This is a genomic window from Rhizobium sp. TH135 (genome assembly GCF_002855515.1).
Lineage (GTDB): Bacteria > Pseudomonadota > Alphaproteobacteria > Rhizobiales > Rhizobiaceae > Allorhizobium.
In genome coordinates this window covers 134,161-151,319 of record NZ_PKRP01000002.1, presented here as the reverse complement: position 1 = coordinate 151,319, position 17,159 = coordinate 134,161, and the positions used below count along the sequence as shown (strand labels likewise).

Here is a 17,159-nt window from a genome sequence, read left to right as displayed (position 1 = left end):
CAGCCGATCACTTCCTCGACGCGATATAGGCGCGCCAGCCGCCGAGATCCGTGACTTCCTGCGCGCCCTGGATGGCATAGGGCTCGCAGAGGAAGCCTGAGACCTGGGCGCCATCGTCGAGCGTGACCTTGCCGATGCCGAGGGGTGCAGGGATGTTCTGGACGAAGCGGCCGAAGGCAGCGGGCGTCACCTTCCAGACCTCCACCTCCAGTCCCTTGCCGGCGAAGCCCGGCTCGCGGATCAGGCCCGGCTTGGGCGGCGTGGTATTCGGCAGGACGAAGAGGCGATAGTCGCCGGCTGTGCGGCAGGTCTTCACCAGCTTCCCGCCGGGGCCTGTCAGCTCGTGGTTCAGCGGCATGCCGGTCAGATGCGCTCCGACGACCGTGATGGTGACAAGGCCATCGTCCGGTTCGGCCACCTTCGAGGCTTCCGGCAGGGCTGCAGTCTTGTCCTTGCCCATGCCGGAGGCGCAAGCGCGGTGCATGGCATCGGCAAAGGGGGCCAGCGCATCGTCGGAGAAGGAGGGGCCGAAGAAGGTCACGCCACTCGGCAGGCCATCCGAGCCGAAGCCGCCCGGCACGGCGATTGCTGCATAACCGAAGAGATTGGCGAAGTTGGTGTAGCGACCGAAATGGCTGTTCTTGACGATCGGGTCTGCAAGCATCGCCTCGACTGTATAGGTGGTCGGCGAGGTCGGCAGCATGAGGACGTCGAGCTTCTCCCATTCGACAAGTGCCTTCTGGCGGAGATGGCCGAGCTTGTACTGGCCCTCGAAAGCCGCGACCGCGTCGTAACCCCTCGCACCCTCGATGATGGTGCGCACTGTCGGATCGAAATCATCGGCATTGGTGCCGATGAACCCCTTCACTGCCGCCAGACGTTCGGCGACCCAGGGGCCGTTATAGAGCAGTTCGGCCGCCTGGCGGAACGGCGCGTAGTCGAAGGGGACGATGGTTGCGCCGAGCGATTTTGCCCGCTCGATCGCCTGATCGTAGAGGGCTTCAACGGCCTTGTTTCCGAAGAATTCGCGCTCGGCTCCTTCGAGCACACCGATGCGCAGGCCTGAACCCGGCAGGGCCACAGGCGACGCCTTGCGGGAATAGGGATCGCCGGCGTCATAGCCATCCATCACCCTGCGGATCGCGACGCCATCACCGACCGTTGCAGCAAAGACCGTGACGACATCGACGCTGCGGCAGGCCGGCACGACGCCGACATTCGGCACGAGGCCGGGTGTCGGCTTGATGCCGACGAGGTTGTTGAAGGCGGCGGGCACGCGGCCGGAACCTGCGGTATCGGTGCCGAGCGCAAAGCTTGCGAGACCCGCCGCGACCGTGACCGCCGAGCCGGAGGAGGAGCCACCGGAGACATAGGCCTTGTCGAAGACGGAGCGCGGGGCACCATACGGAGACCGCGTGCCGTTGAGGCCAGTGGCAAACTGGTCGAGATTGGTCTTGCCGATGACGAGGGCGCCCGCAGCCTTCAGTCTCGCAACGACGGTGGCATCCTTCTCCGGCTGGTAGGCGAAGGCCGGGCAGGCTGCCGTGGTCGGCAGGCCGGAGACATCGATATTGTCCTTCACGGCGAAGGGCACGCCCCATAGCGGCAGACTGTTCGGCTCCGGCGCGCGCTCCATCAGGGCCCTTGCGGCTGCCCGCAAATCATCATCCGGCGTCTGCGTGATGAAGACCGCCGGATCGTCGGAGGCCTTGCGGCGGGCGATCACCTCCTCGACGAGATCGAGAGGGGTCAGCCCGCTGGCATAGGCGGCCCTGAGCGAAGCGAGATCAAGAATAGTCGGCAGCATTACAAATCCTCCAAGATGACCAGGACATCGCCGGCCTTGACGTTGCGACCCGGCCCGGCACGCAGGTCCCGGACTGTGCCGGGGGCATGGGCGGTGACGGTGATTTCCATTTTCATCGACTCGATGATGGCAAGCGTATCCCCAGCCTGCACGGACTGGCCTTCCTCGACCAGCAGTTTCCAGACATTGCCGGGCACGGCACTTTCCACCCCGAAGCAGCCTTCGGGGATATCGCCGCCGAGGCTAACGCCTGCGCCGTCATCCACCTGGAACGAGTCGAGCCCCTCGTCCTTCCAGCGCTTTCGCTCTGCCTCAAAGGCCGCCTGCTGCCCCTGCTTGAAGGCGCCGATGCTCTCTGCATTGCGGGCCATCTCCGCCTCGTAATCGGCATAGGAGAAGGTGCCCTCCTCGATGCGGATCGGATAGCCGCCATGCGGGAAGGCGGCGCGGGCTTCCGTCAGTTCTTCGTGGCTCACGGGGAAGAAGCGGATCTGGTCGAAAAAATCGAGCAGCCAGGGCTTGTCCTTGGCAAAGACATCCGTCTGCCGCCAGGTGTTCCAGACCTGGATCGTGCGGCCGAAGAGCTGATAGCCGCCCGGCCCCTCCATACCATAGATGCACATATAGGCGCCGCCAATGCCGACGGCGTTTTCCGGCGTCCAGGTGCGGGCCGGATTGTACTTCGTCGTCACCAGTCGATGGCGGGGATCGATGGGGGTGGCAACCGGCGCGCCGAGATAAACATCGCCGAGGCCCATCACGAGATAGGAGGCGTTGAAGATCGTGTCCTTCACCGCCTGCTCGTCGGGGAGTCCATTGATGCGGCGGATGAACTCGATGTTGGAGGGGCACCAGGGCGCGTTCGGGCGCACGAGCTCCTGATACTTGCGCATGGCCAGTTCTGCATCCGGATCGTTCCAGGAGAGCGGCAGCCAGACGGTCCGGCTCGGCACCTTGACGGCGGAGACCGGAGGGAGGCTCTTCTCGATCTCGGCGAGGGCGCCCAAGAGTTTCGAGCGGGACAGCGTGGTGCTGTCATAATGGATCTGCAGCGAGCGGATGCCAGGCGTCAGATCGATCAGGCCCTGAAGCCGCGCCTCCTTGACCGCCTGCATCAGCAGATGGACGCGCATACGGATGCCGATATCGAGCTGCATCGGGCCGTATTCGACAAGCAGGTTGTCATCGCCCTGTCGGCGATAGACCACGGGAACGGTGCCCGCCTCTGTCGCTCCGACAACTGCCGACCCCGCTGCTTCCGATATGCGCTTCACTGTCGGCCCCGCGAGCGGATCGCTTGCTCGCACCACGGCATGAAACCGGATTTTATCTCCCGGCTTGAACTGACCCATCTTCCACTGCTCGTCGCGAGCAATCACTGCCGGGCAGACAAAGCCGCCGAGGCTTGGGCCGTCGGGGCCGAGGATGATCGGCATGTCACCGGTGAAGTCGATCGCCCCGATCGCATAGGCGTTGTCATGCAGGTTGGAGGGGTGAAGCCCCGCCTCGCCGCCATCGGTGCGCGCCCATTTCGGGGCCGGGCCGATCAGGCGGACACCCGTGCGCGCCGAGTTGAAATGCACCTCGTAAGGCGTCGAGAAGAGTGTCTCTATGTCTTCCTCCAGGAAGAAGTCGGGCGCGCCATGTGGACCATAGAGCACGCCGACGAACCATTCGCGGGTCAGTTCAGCCGGCTGGGTTGCCGGCAGGACATCGGCCTGGCTCCGGCGTGCTAGGCGCAAGACATGGCCTGCGCGCAGCGTGCCGGTGGCATTGCCGCCGAACTGGCCGAGGCCGAAGGTGGCGCGGGAGCCCATGACCAAGGGTGCATCGAAGCCGCCGGAGACCGCCAGATAAGCGCGCTGGCCGGCACCGGTGATGCTGCCGATGGCCAACGTCTGGCCGGCCTTGACCTGGATCGCCTGATTGTGGGGCAGCTCGACGCCGTCGAGCTTCATCGGCATGACCGCGCCAGCGAGCGCGATCACGGTGTCGGAGAAGAATTTCAGCACCGGCCCCGAGACGGTGAGTTCCAGAGCCGCCGTATGATCGTGGTTGCCGACGAGCCGGTTGGCATGGCGGAAGGAGCGTTCGTCCATCGGGCCCGAGGGCGGCACGCCGACATGCCAGAGGCCGAGGCGGCCCGGCAGCTCCTGCAGACTCGATTGCGCGCCGGGGGAGATCACCTCGACGACATCGGGCACGAAGGCGAAATCCTTCAAGGCCGTGGTCGCAACATCGCCGCTGCGGAACAGGTCGGAGGCGACGATCGCCTTCAGATATTCGAGGTTGGTCTCGATGCCGGCAAGCGAGGTTTTTTGCAGTGCGGAGGAGAGCGCCGCAATGGCCGTATCCCGATCCGCGCCCGAGACAATCACCTTGGCCAGCATCGGATCGTAGAAAGGCGTGACTTCGGTTCCCGTCTCCACCCAGCCATCGACACGAACGCCCTCGGGGAAAACCACTTCGGTCAGCAGCCCGGCACTCGGGCGGAAGCCGGCATGGGGCATTTCGGCATAGAGGCGCGCTTCGATAGCCGCGCCCCTTGGCACAAGATTTTCCTTGCCCGTCAGCACATCTTCGCCGGCGGCCTGGCGGATCATCCATTCGACGAGATCCACACCGAAGACGGCTTCCGTGACCGGATGCTCGACCTGCAGACGGGTGTTCACCTCGAGGAAATAGAATTCCTCGCGGGCGGGATCATAGATGAATTCGACCGTGCCGGCGGAGGCATACGCCACCTGCTGGCCCAGCGACACGGCAGCGGCGTGCAGGCGCTGGCGCACGGCATCGGACAGCCCCGGGGCCGGGGTTTCTTCGATGACCTTCTGATTCCGGCGCTGCAGCGAGCAGTCGCGTTCGCCGAGCGCAATCACCCTGCCCTTACCGTCGCCGAAGATCTGCACCTCGACATGGCGGGCCTTGGAAACGAAGCGTTCGAGATAGACGCGAGCATCGCCGAAACTGGATTTCGCCGTGCGCTGGACGCTGTCGAAGGCTGCGGCAAGCGCCTCCGCATTGTCGCAGAGCTGCATGCCGATACCGCCGCCGCCGGCTGTCGATTTCAGCATCACCGGATAGCCGATCTGCTCCGCTGCGGAGAGCGCCTCTTCCCGGCTGTCGAGTAGGCCGGAGCCGGGCAAAAGCGGCACGCCGCTCGCCTTGGCCAGTTCGCGGGCCGTGTGCTTCAGGCCGAAGGCGGAGATATTGTCCGGCGTTGGACCGATAAAGGTGATGCCCTCCGCCTTCAGCCGCTCGGCAAAGCCGATGTTCTCGGAGAGGAAGCCATAACCGGGATGCACGGCTTGCGCACCCGTCTGACGGCAGGCGGCAATCACGGCATCGACGTTGAGATAGCTGTCGCTGGCGGGTGCGGGGCCGAGGCGCACCGCCTCGTCGGCCATCAGGACAGCCTTCGAAAAGCGGTCGGCATCGGAATAGACCGCAACGCTTGCGATCCCCATCTTCTGAAGCGTCTTGATGACGCGCACGGCGATTTCGCCGCGATTGGCAATCAGGACCTTCTTGAACATCAGGCCGCCTCGTCGTCCCAGACGAGCACCCGGATCGGCGTGGGATCGAAGCCGTTGCAGGGGTTGTTGATCTGCGGGCAATTGGAGATGACGAGCAGCACGTCCATCTCTGCCTTCAGCTCGACATAGTCGCCGGGGGCGGAAATGCCGTCGACTATGGTCATTTCGCCTGAGGGTTCGATCGGCACGTTCATGAAAAAGTTGATGTTCGGCACCACATCGCGCTTGCTCATGCCATGTTTGGAAACCTCGATGACGAAGTTGTCCCGGCAGGCATGCAGGTATTTCGTGTAATGGCCGAAGCGGACCGTGTTGCTCTCACAGGAACAGGCGCCGGCTGAGGTATCGTGCCGGCCGCAGCTGTCGGCAGTGACCGTCAGCATCACACGGCCTTCGTTGGAGATCACCTTGGTCCCAGTGGAGATATAGGCCGCCCCCTGTTCGCGCATGGTGTCCTGGCTGGAATAGCGCTCGGAGAAATTATGGGCGTTGTAGAAGAGCGTATCGACGGCCTGCTGGCCATAGGTGTCCTCGATGCGGACCACCTGGCCCTTTTTGATGAAGGTCGAGAAGGGTGCTTCGGCAGCGATGTAGTGATCCTGCGCGGTGTTGGAGAGCGTGCGGGCGGGAGAAGTCTGGATGAAATGGGTCATGATCGCCTCTCCTCTCACAGGGCCGCAAAGGCGTTGTTTTCAAAGCCCCTGACGGCTTCAGCGGTCGCCGTTCGGCACAGATCATCCGCCGTCGGTTCAATGGCCGCGATCCGGGTGATGGTCACAGGATTGGGGGCATAGATCGGGTTCGGGTCGAGCGGATGCGGGCAATTCGAGAAGCCGACGATCATGTCCATCTCGGCGCGCAGATCGACATAGTCGCCTTCGGCAACGAGTTCCGGCTTCCACTCGAATTTGCCATCGGCATCGACGCGGACGGGTGCGAAAAGGGCGAGAGCCGCCGGAATGTCGCGCTTGTCGAGGCCGGCCTTAGTCGCGATCAGCACGAAGTTGTCGCGGGTGTTGCGCAGTGCCGGGCCGTTCTGGCCGGCATAGTTCTTCGCGTTCGAGGATGCTGTCGAGCCGCCCATCAGCACGTCATGAGCGCCGGAGCTGTCCTCGGTGATCGAGAACATGACCTTGCCCATGTCGGAGAAGATGACACGGCCCTTTCCAAGCCCGGTGGTCCACTGCACCTTGACGGTATCAGGCAGGTTCATGCGCTCGGTCGGGTCTTCGGCATTCCAGGCGACGACCGATACGGTCGACAAACCTTCGTCGAGCGCGATGCGCAGCGTCTCGTTGGCTTTGACGCGGGTCCACCAGTACCAGCCGCCGGGCAGGTTTTCCTGGTGCACGATCTTGTCGGCAGCAATTGCGGGCGCGGGCTTTACGCTCTTGGCCGGCAGCGCCTTCGGTGCGAATTCCAGCCCCTTCTTCTGATGCTCCTCGTAGCGCGCGCGGTTGGCGGCGATCTCTTCAGGGGAACGTCGGATATGCATTGTCATCTCCAGTGGTTTCGTTGGCCGGGTCGTCCCGGCTATTGACCCTTTGAAGAGACCGGGCCGTCCCGGTCGGGGCGAAAGAGGGAGGCCTCGCCCGCCTTGCGGGGCGGCCAGATGGCGATGTCGCGGGTGATCGTTGCGCCGTAGCGGAGCTTTTCCTCCGGGCGGTCGCGGGGACGCTCGAAGGCAACGACGCGGGTCGCCAGCGTGAAGGCCTCGCGCATGTCATGGGTGACCATGACGACGGTCATCGGCGCTTCGTGCCAGAGCGTCTTCATCAGCGTATGGATTTCAGCCCGAATGCCGGGATCAAGCGCGCCGAAAGGTTCGTCGAGCAGCAGAACCTTGGGCCGCATGATCAGCGCCTGGGCGAGCGCCAGCCGCTGCTGCATGCCGCCGGAGAGTTGGGCCGGATACTTGTCCTCGGAGCCGGCAAGCCCGACCGCCGCGATCATCGCTCGGGCTTCGTCCTTGACCGTGCGCTTCGCGGCTCCGAACAGGCGGGCGGCGAAGCGGGAGGCTTTCAGCTCCTTGCCGAGCATGACATTGCCGAGAACGGTCAGATGCGGGAAGACCGAGTAGCGCTGGAAGACGACGCCGCGGTCAGGCCCTGGCTCCTGCGGCAGGGCCAAACCATCGAGCAGGATCTCGCCCTTGGTCTGGCGCTCCTGGCCGAGCAGCAGGCGCAGGAAGGTGGACTTGCCGCAACCGGACGGGCCGACCAGCGCGACGAAGGCTCTGGATTCGATCTCGATCGAGACATTCTCCAGCACGATCTGGTCGCCATATTCCTTCCAGAGGTTCTGAACTGAGAGCGCGCTCATTTGCCCTTCTCCAGTTCGGACCAGGGGAAGACCGCGATGCGCAAGCGATCGAGCAGGATGTCGGTGAGGATCGCGAGAAGCGTGATCCAGAGCACATAGGGGAAGATGACGTCCATCGAGAGATAGCGACGGACGAGGAAGATGCGATAGCCGAGGCCGCTGTCGGAGGAGATCGCTTCGGCTGCGATCAGGAAGAGCCAGGCGGGGCCGAGCTGCAGGCGGAGCGTGGTGATCAGGCGCGGCAGGATTTGCGGCAGCACCACACGCAACGCGATCTGCCAGGACGAGGCGGAAAGCGTTTCGGCTTTCACAATCATCTCGCGCGGCAGCGATGTCGCCGTCAGCGCCAGATCGCGGATCATGATCGGTGCGACACCGATGACGATCAATGCAATCTTCGACGCCTCGCCGAGGCCCATGACGATGAAGAGGATCGGCAGGAGCGCCAGCGGCGGGACCATGGAGATGGCACCAACGAAGGGAGAGAGAGTTGCCCGTGCATAGGGCAGGATGCCGATGACGAGGCCGAGGAGCAGCGCGATCGCGGTGGCGATGCCAAGCCCGGCAAAAAGGCGCCCCAGGCTCGCCCAGGTATCCGACCAGAGCAGGTAATCGCCGGTTCTGACGTCAGCCGTGAAGGCCATACGGCTTATACCCTCCCAGAGGGCAGCGAAACCGGGCAGCAGCTTGTCGTTCGGGTTCTCGGCGAGCCGTTCGGCGGAGCCGATCATGTAGGCGCCAAGCACCAGCACGAAGGGCAGAAGCACGAGCGTCAGGCGCGCGCCATTTCCGGGATGAGCATTGATCCATCGCATCGACCACTCCAGGATTTCAGGGAGGCGGGAGCCGCCCGGACGACAGGGTCAACCGGGCGGCATGGATCTGCCTCAGAGCGCGCCCTTGGCGGCCGCGTCCATGTAGGTGGTGGTGAAGCGGAACTTGACGTTCTCCTTGTCGCCAAGAACCGAGCCGTCTGCCAGTTCGATACCGATGACATCGGCAGACGGCGCGCCGCTGCCAAGAAGGCCCTTGTCGAAGAGGAAGGTACGGACGAGATCCATGGTCTTGGACAGATCCGGGGAGGCGGTGAAGGCCACCGCATCAGCCGGCTTGTCGAAGAGCTTGGTGGCGGCCATCTGGGCTTCGAAGCCGGCGAGGTCCGTGCCGGAAGCTGTTCCCATCGCGGTCCGGGCTGCTTTGCCCTCTTCGGTATCGGCCGTCATGACGACCATCGTGTCGTACCAGATCCCGGCCAGCGCCTTGCCGAAGTCAGGGTTGTCCTTGAGCACATCGGTATTGGCGACCATCAGGTCGATGATCTCGCCCGGGATCTGCGAGCTATCGAATACCTTCTTGGCGGAGGCGTCTTCCAGGATCGTTGAGACCAGCGGGTTCCAGGTGACGACCGCCGTGACGTCAGCCGTCTGGTAGGCGGCGACCATATCGGCATCCGAGGTGTTGACCACCTTCACGTCGCGCTCGGAGGAGCCGATGCTTTCTAGCGCGCGGGCGAGCAGATAGTGGGAAACCGAGAACTCGACGAGATTGACGTTCTGGCCCTTCACATCCTCGAGCTTGTCCTTGTCCTTCAGGATCAGTGCATCGTTGCCGTTCGAAAAGTCGCCGACGATGACGGCTGTCGTGTCGACGCCGCCGGCGGCCGGGATCGACAGGCCATCCATGTTGGTGAGCGTCACCGCGTCAAAGGCACCGGCGGTATACTGGTTCATCGATTCCACGTAGTCGTTGAACTGCGTGACCTCGATGTTGATGCCGTATTTGTCGGCCCATTTCTTCACGATGCCGGTGTCGTTGGCATAGCCCCAGGGCATCCAGCCGACATAGATCGACCAGGCGACCTTGAAATCCTTCTTCGGCGCGGCTTCGGCCGGTGTCATCTGGCTGAAGGCGAGAGCGCCAGCCAGCGCCGTGATCGACAGGAGTGTCTTGACAGTCTGCATGTAGAAATTCCCCTTTTGCGTCTTCGAAAAGGGATCGGCATGGACCATCGCGCCGCCAATCCCTTGGCTTACGAGGTCTCCCGGGCTTTTGTCCCGCCGTGCACCCGATGGGATGTCTCTCCATCGGGAGCCGCTCTCGGACCAGCCACGCCCTGCGGCGCCGGAACCCTAGCGGCTAACTCTGCGAATAAAGGAGCAAGGGGCGTGCCAAGTCTGCTTCTGGCTCCAGACACGGCAAAACCGGCTCTCCAGCCGGTTCTGATCGTCACCGATGCATGTGTGGAAGGCAGCCATGCCTGAGAAAGAGGCAGAACGAACGTTTACGCCAATCAGGAGATTTTCGCCCCAATACCTGATTCATGCGAAAACCGCCCGTCCAGGGGGACGGGCGGTCCTCGGTCATGCCATGTGTGGGATATGACATGTCCGGATCGGCCCGGCGGAGGCCGATAGGGAATGTCAGGCGACCATGGATTTGAAAGCGCCGGACTGGCTCTCGACCCATGCCTCGAAGCTCTGGGGTTCAACGCCCGTCAGTGCCTTGAAGTCACCGGTGATGTGCGCCAGACCGCCATGGCCGACCATGGTATCGATCGAGGCGAAAACGCGTGCAACAGGTTCCGGCAGGCCTGCACCGACCATACCCTGCACGAGCCCTTCGACCGGGACATCGATGACTGCGATTTCCTTGCCGGCGGCGGCGGAGATCAGCGAAGCCATTTCGCGATGCGTGTAGGACGTGGATCCCGTCAGCGTGTAGACCTTCTTCTCGCTGCCGGCTGCAACGAGTGCTGCGGCGATGGCACGGGCGATATCATCGCGCAGGATGTGGGCAACCTTGCCTTCGCCGGCCGCCGAGTACCAGTGGCCCGAGGCGAGTGCCGGACCGGCGCTCATCATCACGTTTTCGAAGTACCAGTTGTTGCGCAGGATCGTCCAGGCCGGCAGCGCGCTCGCCTCGATGGCAGCTTCTGTGCCTTCATGGTCGGGTGCGAAGAGCAGCGGCGAATTCTTGGGCTCGGGCATCGAGGTGTAGAGCAGATGCTGGACGCCAGCCTTTTCGGCAGCGGCGACAGCTGCACGGTGCTGCACCAGACGGTGACCCGGGCGATCGAGCGTGTCCGTGCTGATGATCAGCACGCGCTGTGCGTCTGCAAATGCGGCCTGCATGGAGGCTGCGTCGTCGAAATCCACGCGACGCGTCTGAACTCCCTTGGCCGCGAGATCAGCCAGCTGTTCAGGCTTGCGGCTTGCCGCGATGATGTCGGAAGCCGGCACGGCTTCCGTGGCCAGGAGGTGATGAAGAACGCGCTGGCCGAGCTGGCCGGATGCGCCGGTGACGAGATACTTGGCTGTCATGTCAGTTCCGTTCGATGTGCCCATGAATTTTAGGGCTGGTTTAAATTTCAGAGTAGGTCTAAATTACAGATCAGCATTCTGCCGTAAAGTAGGCAGTTTTTTAGAACCAGGTTCTGAGGACGATACCCATGACCGCACATGCCAAGACACAGCCCGATTACACGGCGGCGATCGGAACGGCGATGGCCATGATGAGAGAACCAATCAATACAGTGTTCGACGCGGCGAACTGCCCGGTCCGCGACGTCTTCTCTCACATCGGTGACAAGTGGGCGTCGCTCATCCTGCAAACACTCGGCTTGAAGCCGCATCGTTTCGGGGAGTTGAAGCGGGCGATACCCGATATCTCGCAGGCGATGCTGACGGGCACCTTGCGGAGCCTGCAGCGTGATGGGCTTGTCCATCGCGAGGTATTTCCGACACAGCCGCCGAGCGTCGAGTACCGATTGACGGAACTCGGACAATCCTTGCTGGGGCCGGTGGCGGCACTGGTCGTGTGGACGGCTGAGCATCATGGACGCATCCGCGAAGCGCGCGCCACATACGATGCGGACAACCCGCCTGCGAAGAAAAAGGTGGCGGCCGCCTGATCGACGAGGGCCGATAGCATTTCCGTAACCATGCAGATGAACGAAATCGACACAAGACGCCTCTAAATTACCCGTAACTTTATGGGGGTAATTTATGCTAGGGCGTTTTTTCCGTGACCGCAGCGGCAACTTTGGTGTGATGACGGCGCTGATGCTGGTGCCAGTCATCGGCGTTGCCGGTTTTGCGATCGATATCAGCAATGCACTGATAGTGCGAAGCACGCTGCAGGCTGCCGCCGATGCGGCGGCGATTGCTGCCGTCGCGGAAACCTCCGCAGGTGTCATGCAGGCCATGCAGATGAAGTCAGATGGGCAATTGTCCGCAGCTATCGAGGACGCAAAGAAAGTCTTCATCGGACACGCCAAGATGTCTGAAGAGTACGAGCTCAAGAACTTCGATGTGGATGTGGTGAAAACCGGCACGCAGGTGAAGGCGATCTTCACCTTCGATGCGACGGTTCCTACATCGCTTGCCCGCATCCTTGGCCAGTCCGATGTTACCGTAGGCGGCAGGGCGGAAGCCGTGTTCCAGACGGATACGTTCCGCGACTTCTACCTTCTTCTCGACAACACCCCATCCATGGGCGTCGGGGCCACCCCGGCCGACGTGACCAAGATGGTCGACAACACCAGGGACAAGTGCGCCTTCGCCTGCCATATCGTCAAAGACGGCGTGGAGGACAAGAACAGCTATTATTACCTCGCCAAGAGGTTGGGCGTCACCATCCGCATCGACGTCGTCGCCAAGGCGACTGCGGCCTTGATGGAGACGGCAAAGAGCTCGCGCAAGAGCTCCAATCAATACCGCATGGCGGTCTATACCTTCGGCGAGAAGGCCGAGGACACCAAGCTTCTTCAGGTTGCGTCCCTCACCGACAATCTCGACCAGGTCAAGGCGAGCGCATCCGGGATTGGGCTCATGTCGATCCCGTACCAAGGGTATGACAACGACCAGCAGACCGATTTCGACCGGGCGCTGAAGAACATCGGCGAGCTTATGGGGACGGCAGGAACCGGCTCGTCGGCCGGCAATCCGGAGAAGATCCTTTTCTTCGTCTCCGACGGCGTAGGCGATGCCTACAAGCCCAGCAGCTGCACCAAGAAGACGACGAACGGGCGCTGTCAGGAACCGATCGACACCACGCAATGCGAGGCGTTGAAGAGCAAGGGCTACCGGATCGCCGTTCTTTACACGACCTATCTGCCGCTGCCGACCAACGACTGGTACAACAAGTGGATCAGTCCGTTCCAGAGCCAGATCCCGACACGGATGCAATCCTGTGCATCGCCGGGGCTCTTCTTCGAAGTCAGCCCGAGCCAGGGGATCACCGAGGCGATGAACGCGCTCTTCCTCAAGATCGTCGCCACACCGCGCCTTGCGAGCTGACGGTTGCCGGCCTGTTCATGTGAATGATCAGGCCGGGCCCATCGAAATGCCATTGCCATCCGAAAAGATCAGGCCATGGCGTTCGAGCGCCTGCCGTATTGCCGAAAGCGAGGTGGGGCGCGTGGAGCGCTCCCCTTCGCCCTCGATACGGCGGATCGAGGAGACGGACACGCCGGATTCCCGGGAGAGATCGTCCAACGTCCATTGCAGCATGGCGCGGCCGGCCCGGATCTGCATCGGTGTCAGGGTTGTGCCGACGGCAGGTTTTCCATTCGCCAGTCTCTTGAACTCGCGGTGGTCGATGATCATGCCCAGCCACTCGTGCGGGCGGCCACTCTTGTGCAGGATCGGCACCGCGCGAGCGTGAAACCACTCATACTCGCCATCGGCCTTGCGTATCCGCTGGTCGGCCTCGTAGGGCGTGAGATTGGCTACGGCATATTGCCATGCCGCCATCATCGGCTCCCGATCGTCCGGGTGAATTGCGCTCACCCAGTTGCCGTTCAAAAATTCGGATTCTCGCTGGCCTGTCAGTGCAGTCCAACCATTCGAGAACACGGGTTCGCCACTGGCTGTTGCGCGCCATTCCATAGTCGCGACGGAGCCGATCAGCGCTCGGTAACGCCCGAGGCTCTCATCCAGCGCCTGGCGGTTCTCGTGCTCCTGGGAGACATCCTGCAGCAAGCCAATGGCCCGAACTGGGCGCTGGTCGGCATCGAGCACGACTTCCGAACGGAATTCGACCCAGCGGACCGTTCGATCGCCACGAATGATCCGAAAATTGCGGTTTACCGGCACGCCCGAACGAATGAGGGGCCAGAGGTCCTCGCAGCGCGATCTGTCTTCGGGGTGAACCTGATCGAGAAGATCCTGCATTCGGAAGGGCTGCGGCGTCTCCAGACCCATCACTCGCAGAAGCCCCGGGCTGCTGGTGCATTGCCCAGTGAGAAGATCGCAGGTCCAAAATCCGGTGGTGCCGCGCTCTTCCAGCAGCTTCAGGAAGTGGGCCGATGAGACGCCGGAAACTCTGCGAGCCGTCGCATACAGATCCCCATCCTGGCCTTGGTTCGCTTCAGCCTGGGCGGAAGGTTCAAGAAAGCTTCTCATGTCAGTCTAGTCGCGTCCATCATGCCATCTGCGAAGGGGTATCGACGTCTGCGCCTCAACGCCTTCTTCGCCTGCCAAAAGAACGCTAACGGCGCCAGGAGCGGTCGACAAGTGCCAATTGACACATTGGTATTAGACAGGCGCAACCCTGCGGCAAGTCACCACAGCTGGCGTCTGCGAGGGCGTGTATCGCCGTCGAATTGTTCTTGATGCAGAGAACGGTGGCGGCCGATTGAGCAGACTTGTCGCGGCCCCGCGATCATGGCAGGAAGCTGATGAAGCGCCCGAAAGCAGCATGAGAGAAACCTGAATGTCGAACGTCATCAAATTCGAGCGTCCACCCGAGGACAAGCCGCCCAAGCCGAAAATGACGGTTTCGCCGACGGCGCGGAAAGCCCTCACCTGGGTCGGCGTCGCCGCAGCACTCGTGGCAGCCTGGGGTTATTTCACGCTGTTCGGCGGTGGAGCCCCGCTCTGACGCATAGCCGGGCCGTTACGACGGCCTGACTGCGTCCGGGACCAATGCGCCGCGCGCGCCGATGACGTTCGCCGCCAACCTCGCCCCGGCCGTAATCGCATCCGCGACCGACGCGCCGGCGAGTTCTGCAGCCAGATAGCCCGCATTGAAGCTGTCGCCAGCCGCCGTCGTGTCGACGACCTGCTCGACAGGCGGGATGGCAGATGTCGATATTTCGCCATTGCTGCCCGCAAAGGTCACGTAACCCGCACCATTCTTCACGACCACACGCCGCGCACCCTCCGCCAGATAACGTTTGATCGTGGCTTCAGGATCGGCATCGTCGAACCAGGTCGCCTCATCCTCGAAGGAGGGAAGGCAAAGGTCGCTCACCGCGGCTGCGCGGTGGATCCAGCCGCGCATGCTCTCCGGGTTGTCCCAAAGCCGCGGCCGCAGATTGGGATCGAATACGACAGTGCCCCCACGACCGGCGAACTGGCTCAATGCCTCGATCAGGGCGAGGCGATCCTGGTTTGACAGGATGGCCAGCGTGATGCCGGACCAGTAGGCCAGATCGGCCCCGTCCAGTGCGCGGGCAAGGGCTGCGGGATCGCTCGCAAGCTTCTTCGCGGCGCTGTCGCTCCGCCAATAGGTGAAGCTCCGCTCACCGTCCTTCAGGGTGATATAGTAGAGGCCGATCGTCTTGTCGGCGAGCTGGGCGATATGGTGGGTGCCGATATCTTCGGCCTTCAGAAAGTCCAGCATTCTCTGTGAGAGACCGTCGGTGCCGATGGCTGTGACATAATCCACCTGCCAATCAGGCCCCAGGCTGCGGCGGAGATAATAGGCCGTGTTGAGGGTGTCACCGGCAAAGCCCATGTTGAGGGTTCCAGGCGTGCCGGTCTCCGACAGCTCCCCCATGCATTCGCCAATCGATACGATCCGTCCCATGCCTTCCCCCCTCCTGTCGTTCTGATTCTGCTTAGCGCGCCAGCCAGCCGCCGTCGACGGGCAGGATCGTGCCATGAACATATGCAGCTGCATCCGATGCCAGGAAGACGGCCGCGCCGCCCAGCTCCTGCGGGTCTCCCCAGCGACCGGCGGGGATGCGCGCCAGGATATCGCTCGACCGCTTGGCATCCTCGCGCAGGGCCGTCGTGTTGTTGGTGACGAAATAACCTGGGGCGATTGCGTTCACATTGATGCCCTTGCCCGCCCATTCGCAGGCAAGCAGCCGGGTGAGACCCGCAAGGCCACTCTTGGAGGCGGTGTAGGACGGAATCCGGATGCCGCCCTGGAAGGACAGCATGGATGCGATGTTGATGATCTTGCCGCCACCGTTCGGGATCATGCGCTTCGCCACAGCCTGGGACAGGAAGAACGCGGTCTTGAGATTGACATCCATGACCGCATCCCAATCCGCCTCCGTGAAATCGATGGCATCGGCGCGGCGGATGATACCGGCATTGTTGACGAGGATGTCCACGGATCCGAACGCTTCGACAGCAGCGTCAACAATGGCGTCAACGGGCTCGATCGTCGAGAGATCGGCGGAGAAGGACGCGAAGCGCCCGCCGACATCAGCAATCTGCGCTTCGGTTTCAGCCATGCTCGATCGACCAACACCGAGAATAGCCGCCCCGGCGCTTGCCAGCGACACGGCAATAGCCTGGCCAATGCCCGTATTGGCGCCGGTGACGATGGCCGTGCGGCCGGAAAGGTCGAAGTTTGGCTTCATGGTGCAACTCCCGGAATATGTCGCAAGGTGAGCGCTCTAGAGGTCGAGGAAGAGGTTGGGGTCGAGGTGCTCGATGTCTTCAAGCTCTTCGGTGAGGCGTCCGACATGCTGGCTCATCGCTAGAACGGCGGCGCCATCATCCCGGCGGCGGATGCCATCGATGATCGCCGCATGCTCGGCGATCACGAGATCGAGGCGGCCCTTCTGCGGCAGGGTGAAATAGCGATAGCGGTCGATCTGGACCTTGACCTGCGCGACTACTGCCCAGATCCCGGGATAGCCGGCGATCTCGGCGATCAGCTGATGGAATTCGGTATCGATCTGATGGAAGCCCGCGATGTCGTTGGCTTCCGCCGCCTTCACAAGGGATGCCTGATTGTCCTCAAGCTCTGCTAACCGGTCATTCTCCTTCATCGCAACGATTGCGAGGGATACCGTGGTCGCCTCGAGCGCCCGACGGATGAGGATCGCCTCGTAGAGCGCCCGGCGCGGGATGCGTGAGACGAAGGTTCCCGACTGGGGATAGATCTCCACCAAACCCTCGTCTGCCAGACGAAGAAGGGCTTCGCGTACCGGTGTGCGGCTGACGCCGAAGCGCTGCCCCAGCTGCTTTTCGTTCAGCATGTCGAGCGGCTTGAATTTCATGCTGACGATTTCGTCGCGCAATGTCGCATGAATTTGCGTCGCAGCTCTGCCGGCGCGGGTCCTGCCGCGCTGGTGCTCTGGCGGAACCGCCATCATTTTCAAGCCTCTGACATTCTGTTCCGACATGCGTCCTCCCGCAACTGAAATACTAGTATATCAGTTGCGGGTGCGTGTAAATCCGCGCGCTGGCAGGCACCGGCGACTACGCCGAGGCGACCATTAAATCTACCGGCGTCGAAGGCACCCAAGG

14 protein-coding genes, 1 pseudogene and 1 riboswitch are annotated in these 17,159 nt (G+C 62.6%); of the genes and pseudogenes, 3 read left to right on the top strand and 12 right to left on the bottom strand.

From position 1 onward, the window contains the following. Positions 1-7: 7 nt before the first annotated feature. The 8 genes and pseudogenes from atzF to C0V73_RS05760 all read right to left on the bottom strand — a co-directional run bounded on the left by atzF (position 8) and on the right by C0V73_RS05760 (position 10,985). On the bottom strand, positions 8-1,807 hold the full coding sequence (gene atzF, locus C0V73_RS05795) for an allophanate hydrolase (RefSeq protein WP_102019065.1): 1,800 nt from the start codon (positions 1,805-1,807) through the stop codon (positions 8-10). Beyond that, positions 1,807-5,343, bottom strand: a complete 3,537-nt coding sequence (gene uca, locus C0V73_RS05790; RefSeq protein ID WP_102019064.1) for an urea carboxylase — start codon at positions 5,341-5,343, stop codon at positions 1,807-1,809. Before uca ends, atzF begins: the two co-directional genes overlap by 1 nt. Continuing rightward, positions 5,343-5,996, bottom strand: a complete 654-nt coding sequence (locus C0V73_RS05785; RefSeq protein ID WP_102019063.1) for an urea amidolyase associated protein UAAP2 — start codon at positions 5,994-5,996, stop codon at positions 5,343-5,345. Before C0V73_RS05785 ends, uca begins: the two co-directional genes overlap by 1 nt. A 14-nt stretch (positions 5,997-6,010) precedes the next feature. After that, positions 6,011-6,838 (bottom strand): urea amidolyase associated protein UAAP1, encoded by an 828-nt coding sequence (locus tag C0V73_RS05780; RefSeq protein WP_172450074.1) that lies wholly within the window; start codon positions 6,836-6,838, stop codon positions 6,011-6,013. After that, positions 6,816-7,665 (bottom strand): annotated as a pseudogene (locus tag C0V73_RS05775) (ABC transporter ATP-binding protein). Before C0V73_RS05775 ends, C0V73_RS05780 begins: the two are co-directional and overlap by 23 nt. Beyond that, a complete protein-coding gene (locus tag C0V73_RS05770; protein ID WP_102019060.1) occupies positions 7,662-8,480 on the bottom strand; it encodes an ABC transporter permease subunit in 819 nt (272 codons plus the stop codon). The pseudogene C0V73_RS05775 and the gene C0V73_RS05770 overlap by 4 nt, the downstream one beginning before the upstream one ends. Before the next feature lie 72 nt (positions 8,481-8,552). Further along, complete coding sequence (locus C0V73_RS05765) at positions 8,553-9,626, bottom strand: putative urea ABC transporter substrate-binding protein (RefSeq protein ID WP_102019604.1); 1,074 nt, start codon at positions 9,624-9,626, stop codon at positions 8,553-8,555. A 75-nt stretch (positions 9,627-9,701) separates the two neighbouring features. Then, positions 9,702-9,809, bottom strand: a riboswitch (guanidine-I (ykkC/yxkD leader). A 276-nt stretch (positions 9,810-10,085) separates the two neighbouring features. Continuing rightward, complete coding sequence (locus C0V73_RS05760; RefSeq protein ID WP_102019603.1) at positions 10,086-10,985, bottom strand: SDR family oxidoreductase; 900 nt, start codon at positions 10,983-10,985, stop codon at positions 10,086-10,088. A gap of 128 nt (positions 10,986-11,113) precedes the next feature. Between C0V73_RS05760 and C0V73_RS05755 the strand changes: the two genes are divergently transcribed. Together C0V73_RS05755 and C0V73_RS05750 are read left to right on the top strand one after the other, a co-directional pair. Continuing rightward, a complete protein-coding gene (locus C0V73_RS05755; protein ID WP_102019059.1) occupies positions 11,114-11,575 on the top strand; it encodes a helix-turn-helix domain-containing protein in 462 nt (153 codons plus the stop codon). A gap of 94 nt (positions 11,576-11,669) precedes the next feature. After that, positions 11,670-12,962: a pilus assembly protein gene (locus C0V73_RS05750; RefSeq protein WP_102019058.1), complete on the top strand. Its 1,293-nt coding sequence runs from the start codon at positions 11,670-11,672 to the stop codon at positions 12,960-12,962. A 27-nt stretch (positions 12,963-12,989) separates the two neighbouring features. Here C0V73_RS05750 and C0V73_RS05745 read toward each other — a convergent pair whose 3' ends face one another. Next, positions 12,990-14,069, bottom strand: coding sequence for a PAS domain-containing protein (locus C0V73_RS05745; protein ID WP_245407892.1), 1,080 nt, complete (start codon positions 14,067-14,069; stop codon positions 12,990-12,992). 310 nt (positions 14,070-14,379) lie between these two features. Here C0V73_RS05745 and C0V73_RS23045 point away from each other — a divergent pair, with 310 nt between their 5' ends. Then, a complete protein-coding gene (locus C0V73_RS23045; RefSeq protein ID WP_172450072.1) occupies positions 14,380-14,547 on the top strand; it encodes a hypothetical protein in 168 nt (55 codons plus the stop codon). 15 nt (positions 14,548-14,562) lie between these two features. On the opposite strand, the gene C0V73_RS05740 is transcribed toward C0V73_RS23045, so the two are convergent. From C0V73_RS05740 to C0V73_RS05730, 3 genes are read right to left on the bottom strand one after another with little or no spacing between them, the layout of a single operon-like run. Beyond that, complete coding sequence (locus C0V73_RS05740) at positions 14,563-15,477, bottom strand: sugar kinase (RefSeq protein ID WP_102019057.1); 915 nt, start codon at positions 15,475-15,477, stop codon at positions 14,563-14,565. Between the two features lie 31 nt (positions 15,478-15,508). After that, entirely contained in the window at positions 15,509-16,264 is a 756-nt protein-coding gene (gene kduD / locus C0V73_RS05735; RefSeq protein WP_102019056.1) for a 2-dehydro-3-deoxy-D-gluconate 5-dehydrogenase KduD, read from the bottom strand. Positions 16,265-16,300: 36 nt separating this feature from the next. Beyond that, positions 16,301-17,035, bottom strand: a complete 735-nt coding sequence (locus tag C0V73_RS05730; RefSeq protein ID WP_348627171.1) for a GntR family transcriptional regulator — start codon at positions 17,033-17,035, stop codon at positions 16,301-16,303. Positions 17,036-17,159: the final 124 nt, after the last annotated feature.

Excerpts from the sequence above, each read along its gene's own strand:
- atzF (WP_102019065.1), bottom strand. The coding sequence starts at position 1,807 with ATGCTGCCGACTATTCTTGATCTCGCTTCGCTCAGGGCCGCCTATGCC.
- uca (WP_102019064.1), bottom strand. The coding sequence starts at position 5,343 with ATGTTCAAGAAGGTCCTGATTGCCAATCGCGGCGAAATCGCCGTGCGC.
- C0V73_RS05785 (WP_102019063.1), bottom strand. The coding sequence starts at position 5,996 with ATGACCCATTTCATCCAGACTTCTCCCGCCCGCACGCTCTCCAACACC.
- C0V73_RS05780 (WP_172450074.1), bottom strand. The coding sequence starts at position 6,838 with ATGCATATCCGACGTTCCCCTGAAGAGATCGCCGCCAACCGCGCGCGC.
- C0V73_RS05770 (WP_102019060.1), bottom strand. The coding sequence starts at position 8,480 with ATGCGATGGATCAATGCTCATCCCGGAAATGGCGCGCGCCTGACGCTC.
- C0V73_RS05765 (WP_102019604.1), bottom strand. The coding sequence starts at position 9,626 with ATGCAGACTGTCAAGACACTCCTGTCGATCACGGCGCTGGCTGGCGCT.
- C0V73_RS05760 (WP_102019603.1), bottom strand. The coding sequence starts at position 10,985 with ATGACAGCCAAGTATCTCGTCACCGGCGCATCCGGCCAGCTCGGCCAG.
- C0V73_RS05755 (WP_102019059.1), top strand. The coding sequence starts at position 11,114 with ATGACCGCACATGCCAAGACACAGCCCGATTACACGGCGGCGATCGGA.
- C0V73_RS05750 (WP_102019058.1), top strand. The coding sequence starts at position 11,670 with ATGCTAGGGCGTTTTTTCCGTGACCGCAGCGGCAACTTTGGTGTGATG.
- C0V73_RS05745 (WP_245407892.1), bottom strand. The coding sequence starts at position 14,069 with ATGAGAAGCTTTCTTGAACCTTCCGCCCAGGCTGAAGCGAACCAAGGC.
- C0V73_RS23045 (WP_172450072.1), top strand. The coding sequence starts at position 14,380 with ATGTCGAACGTCATCAAATTCGAGCGTCCACCCGAGGACAAGCCGCCC.
- C0V73_RS05740 (WP_102019057.1), bottom strand. The coding sequence starts at position 15,477 with ATGGGACGGATCGTATCGATTGGCGAATGCATGGGGGAGCTGTCGGAG.
- kduD (WP_102019056.1), bottom strand. The coding sequence starts at position 16,264 with ATGAAGCCAAACTTCGACCTTTCCGGCCGCACGGCCATCGTCACCGGC.
- C0V73_RS05730 (WP_348627171.1), bottom strand. The coding sequence starts at position 17,035 with ATGTCGGAACAGAATGTCAGAGGCTTGAAAATGATGGCGGTTCCGCCA.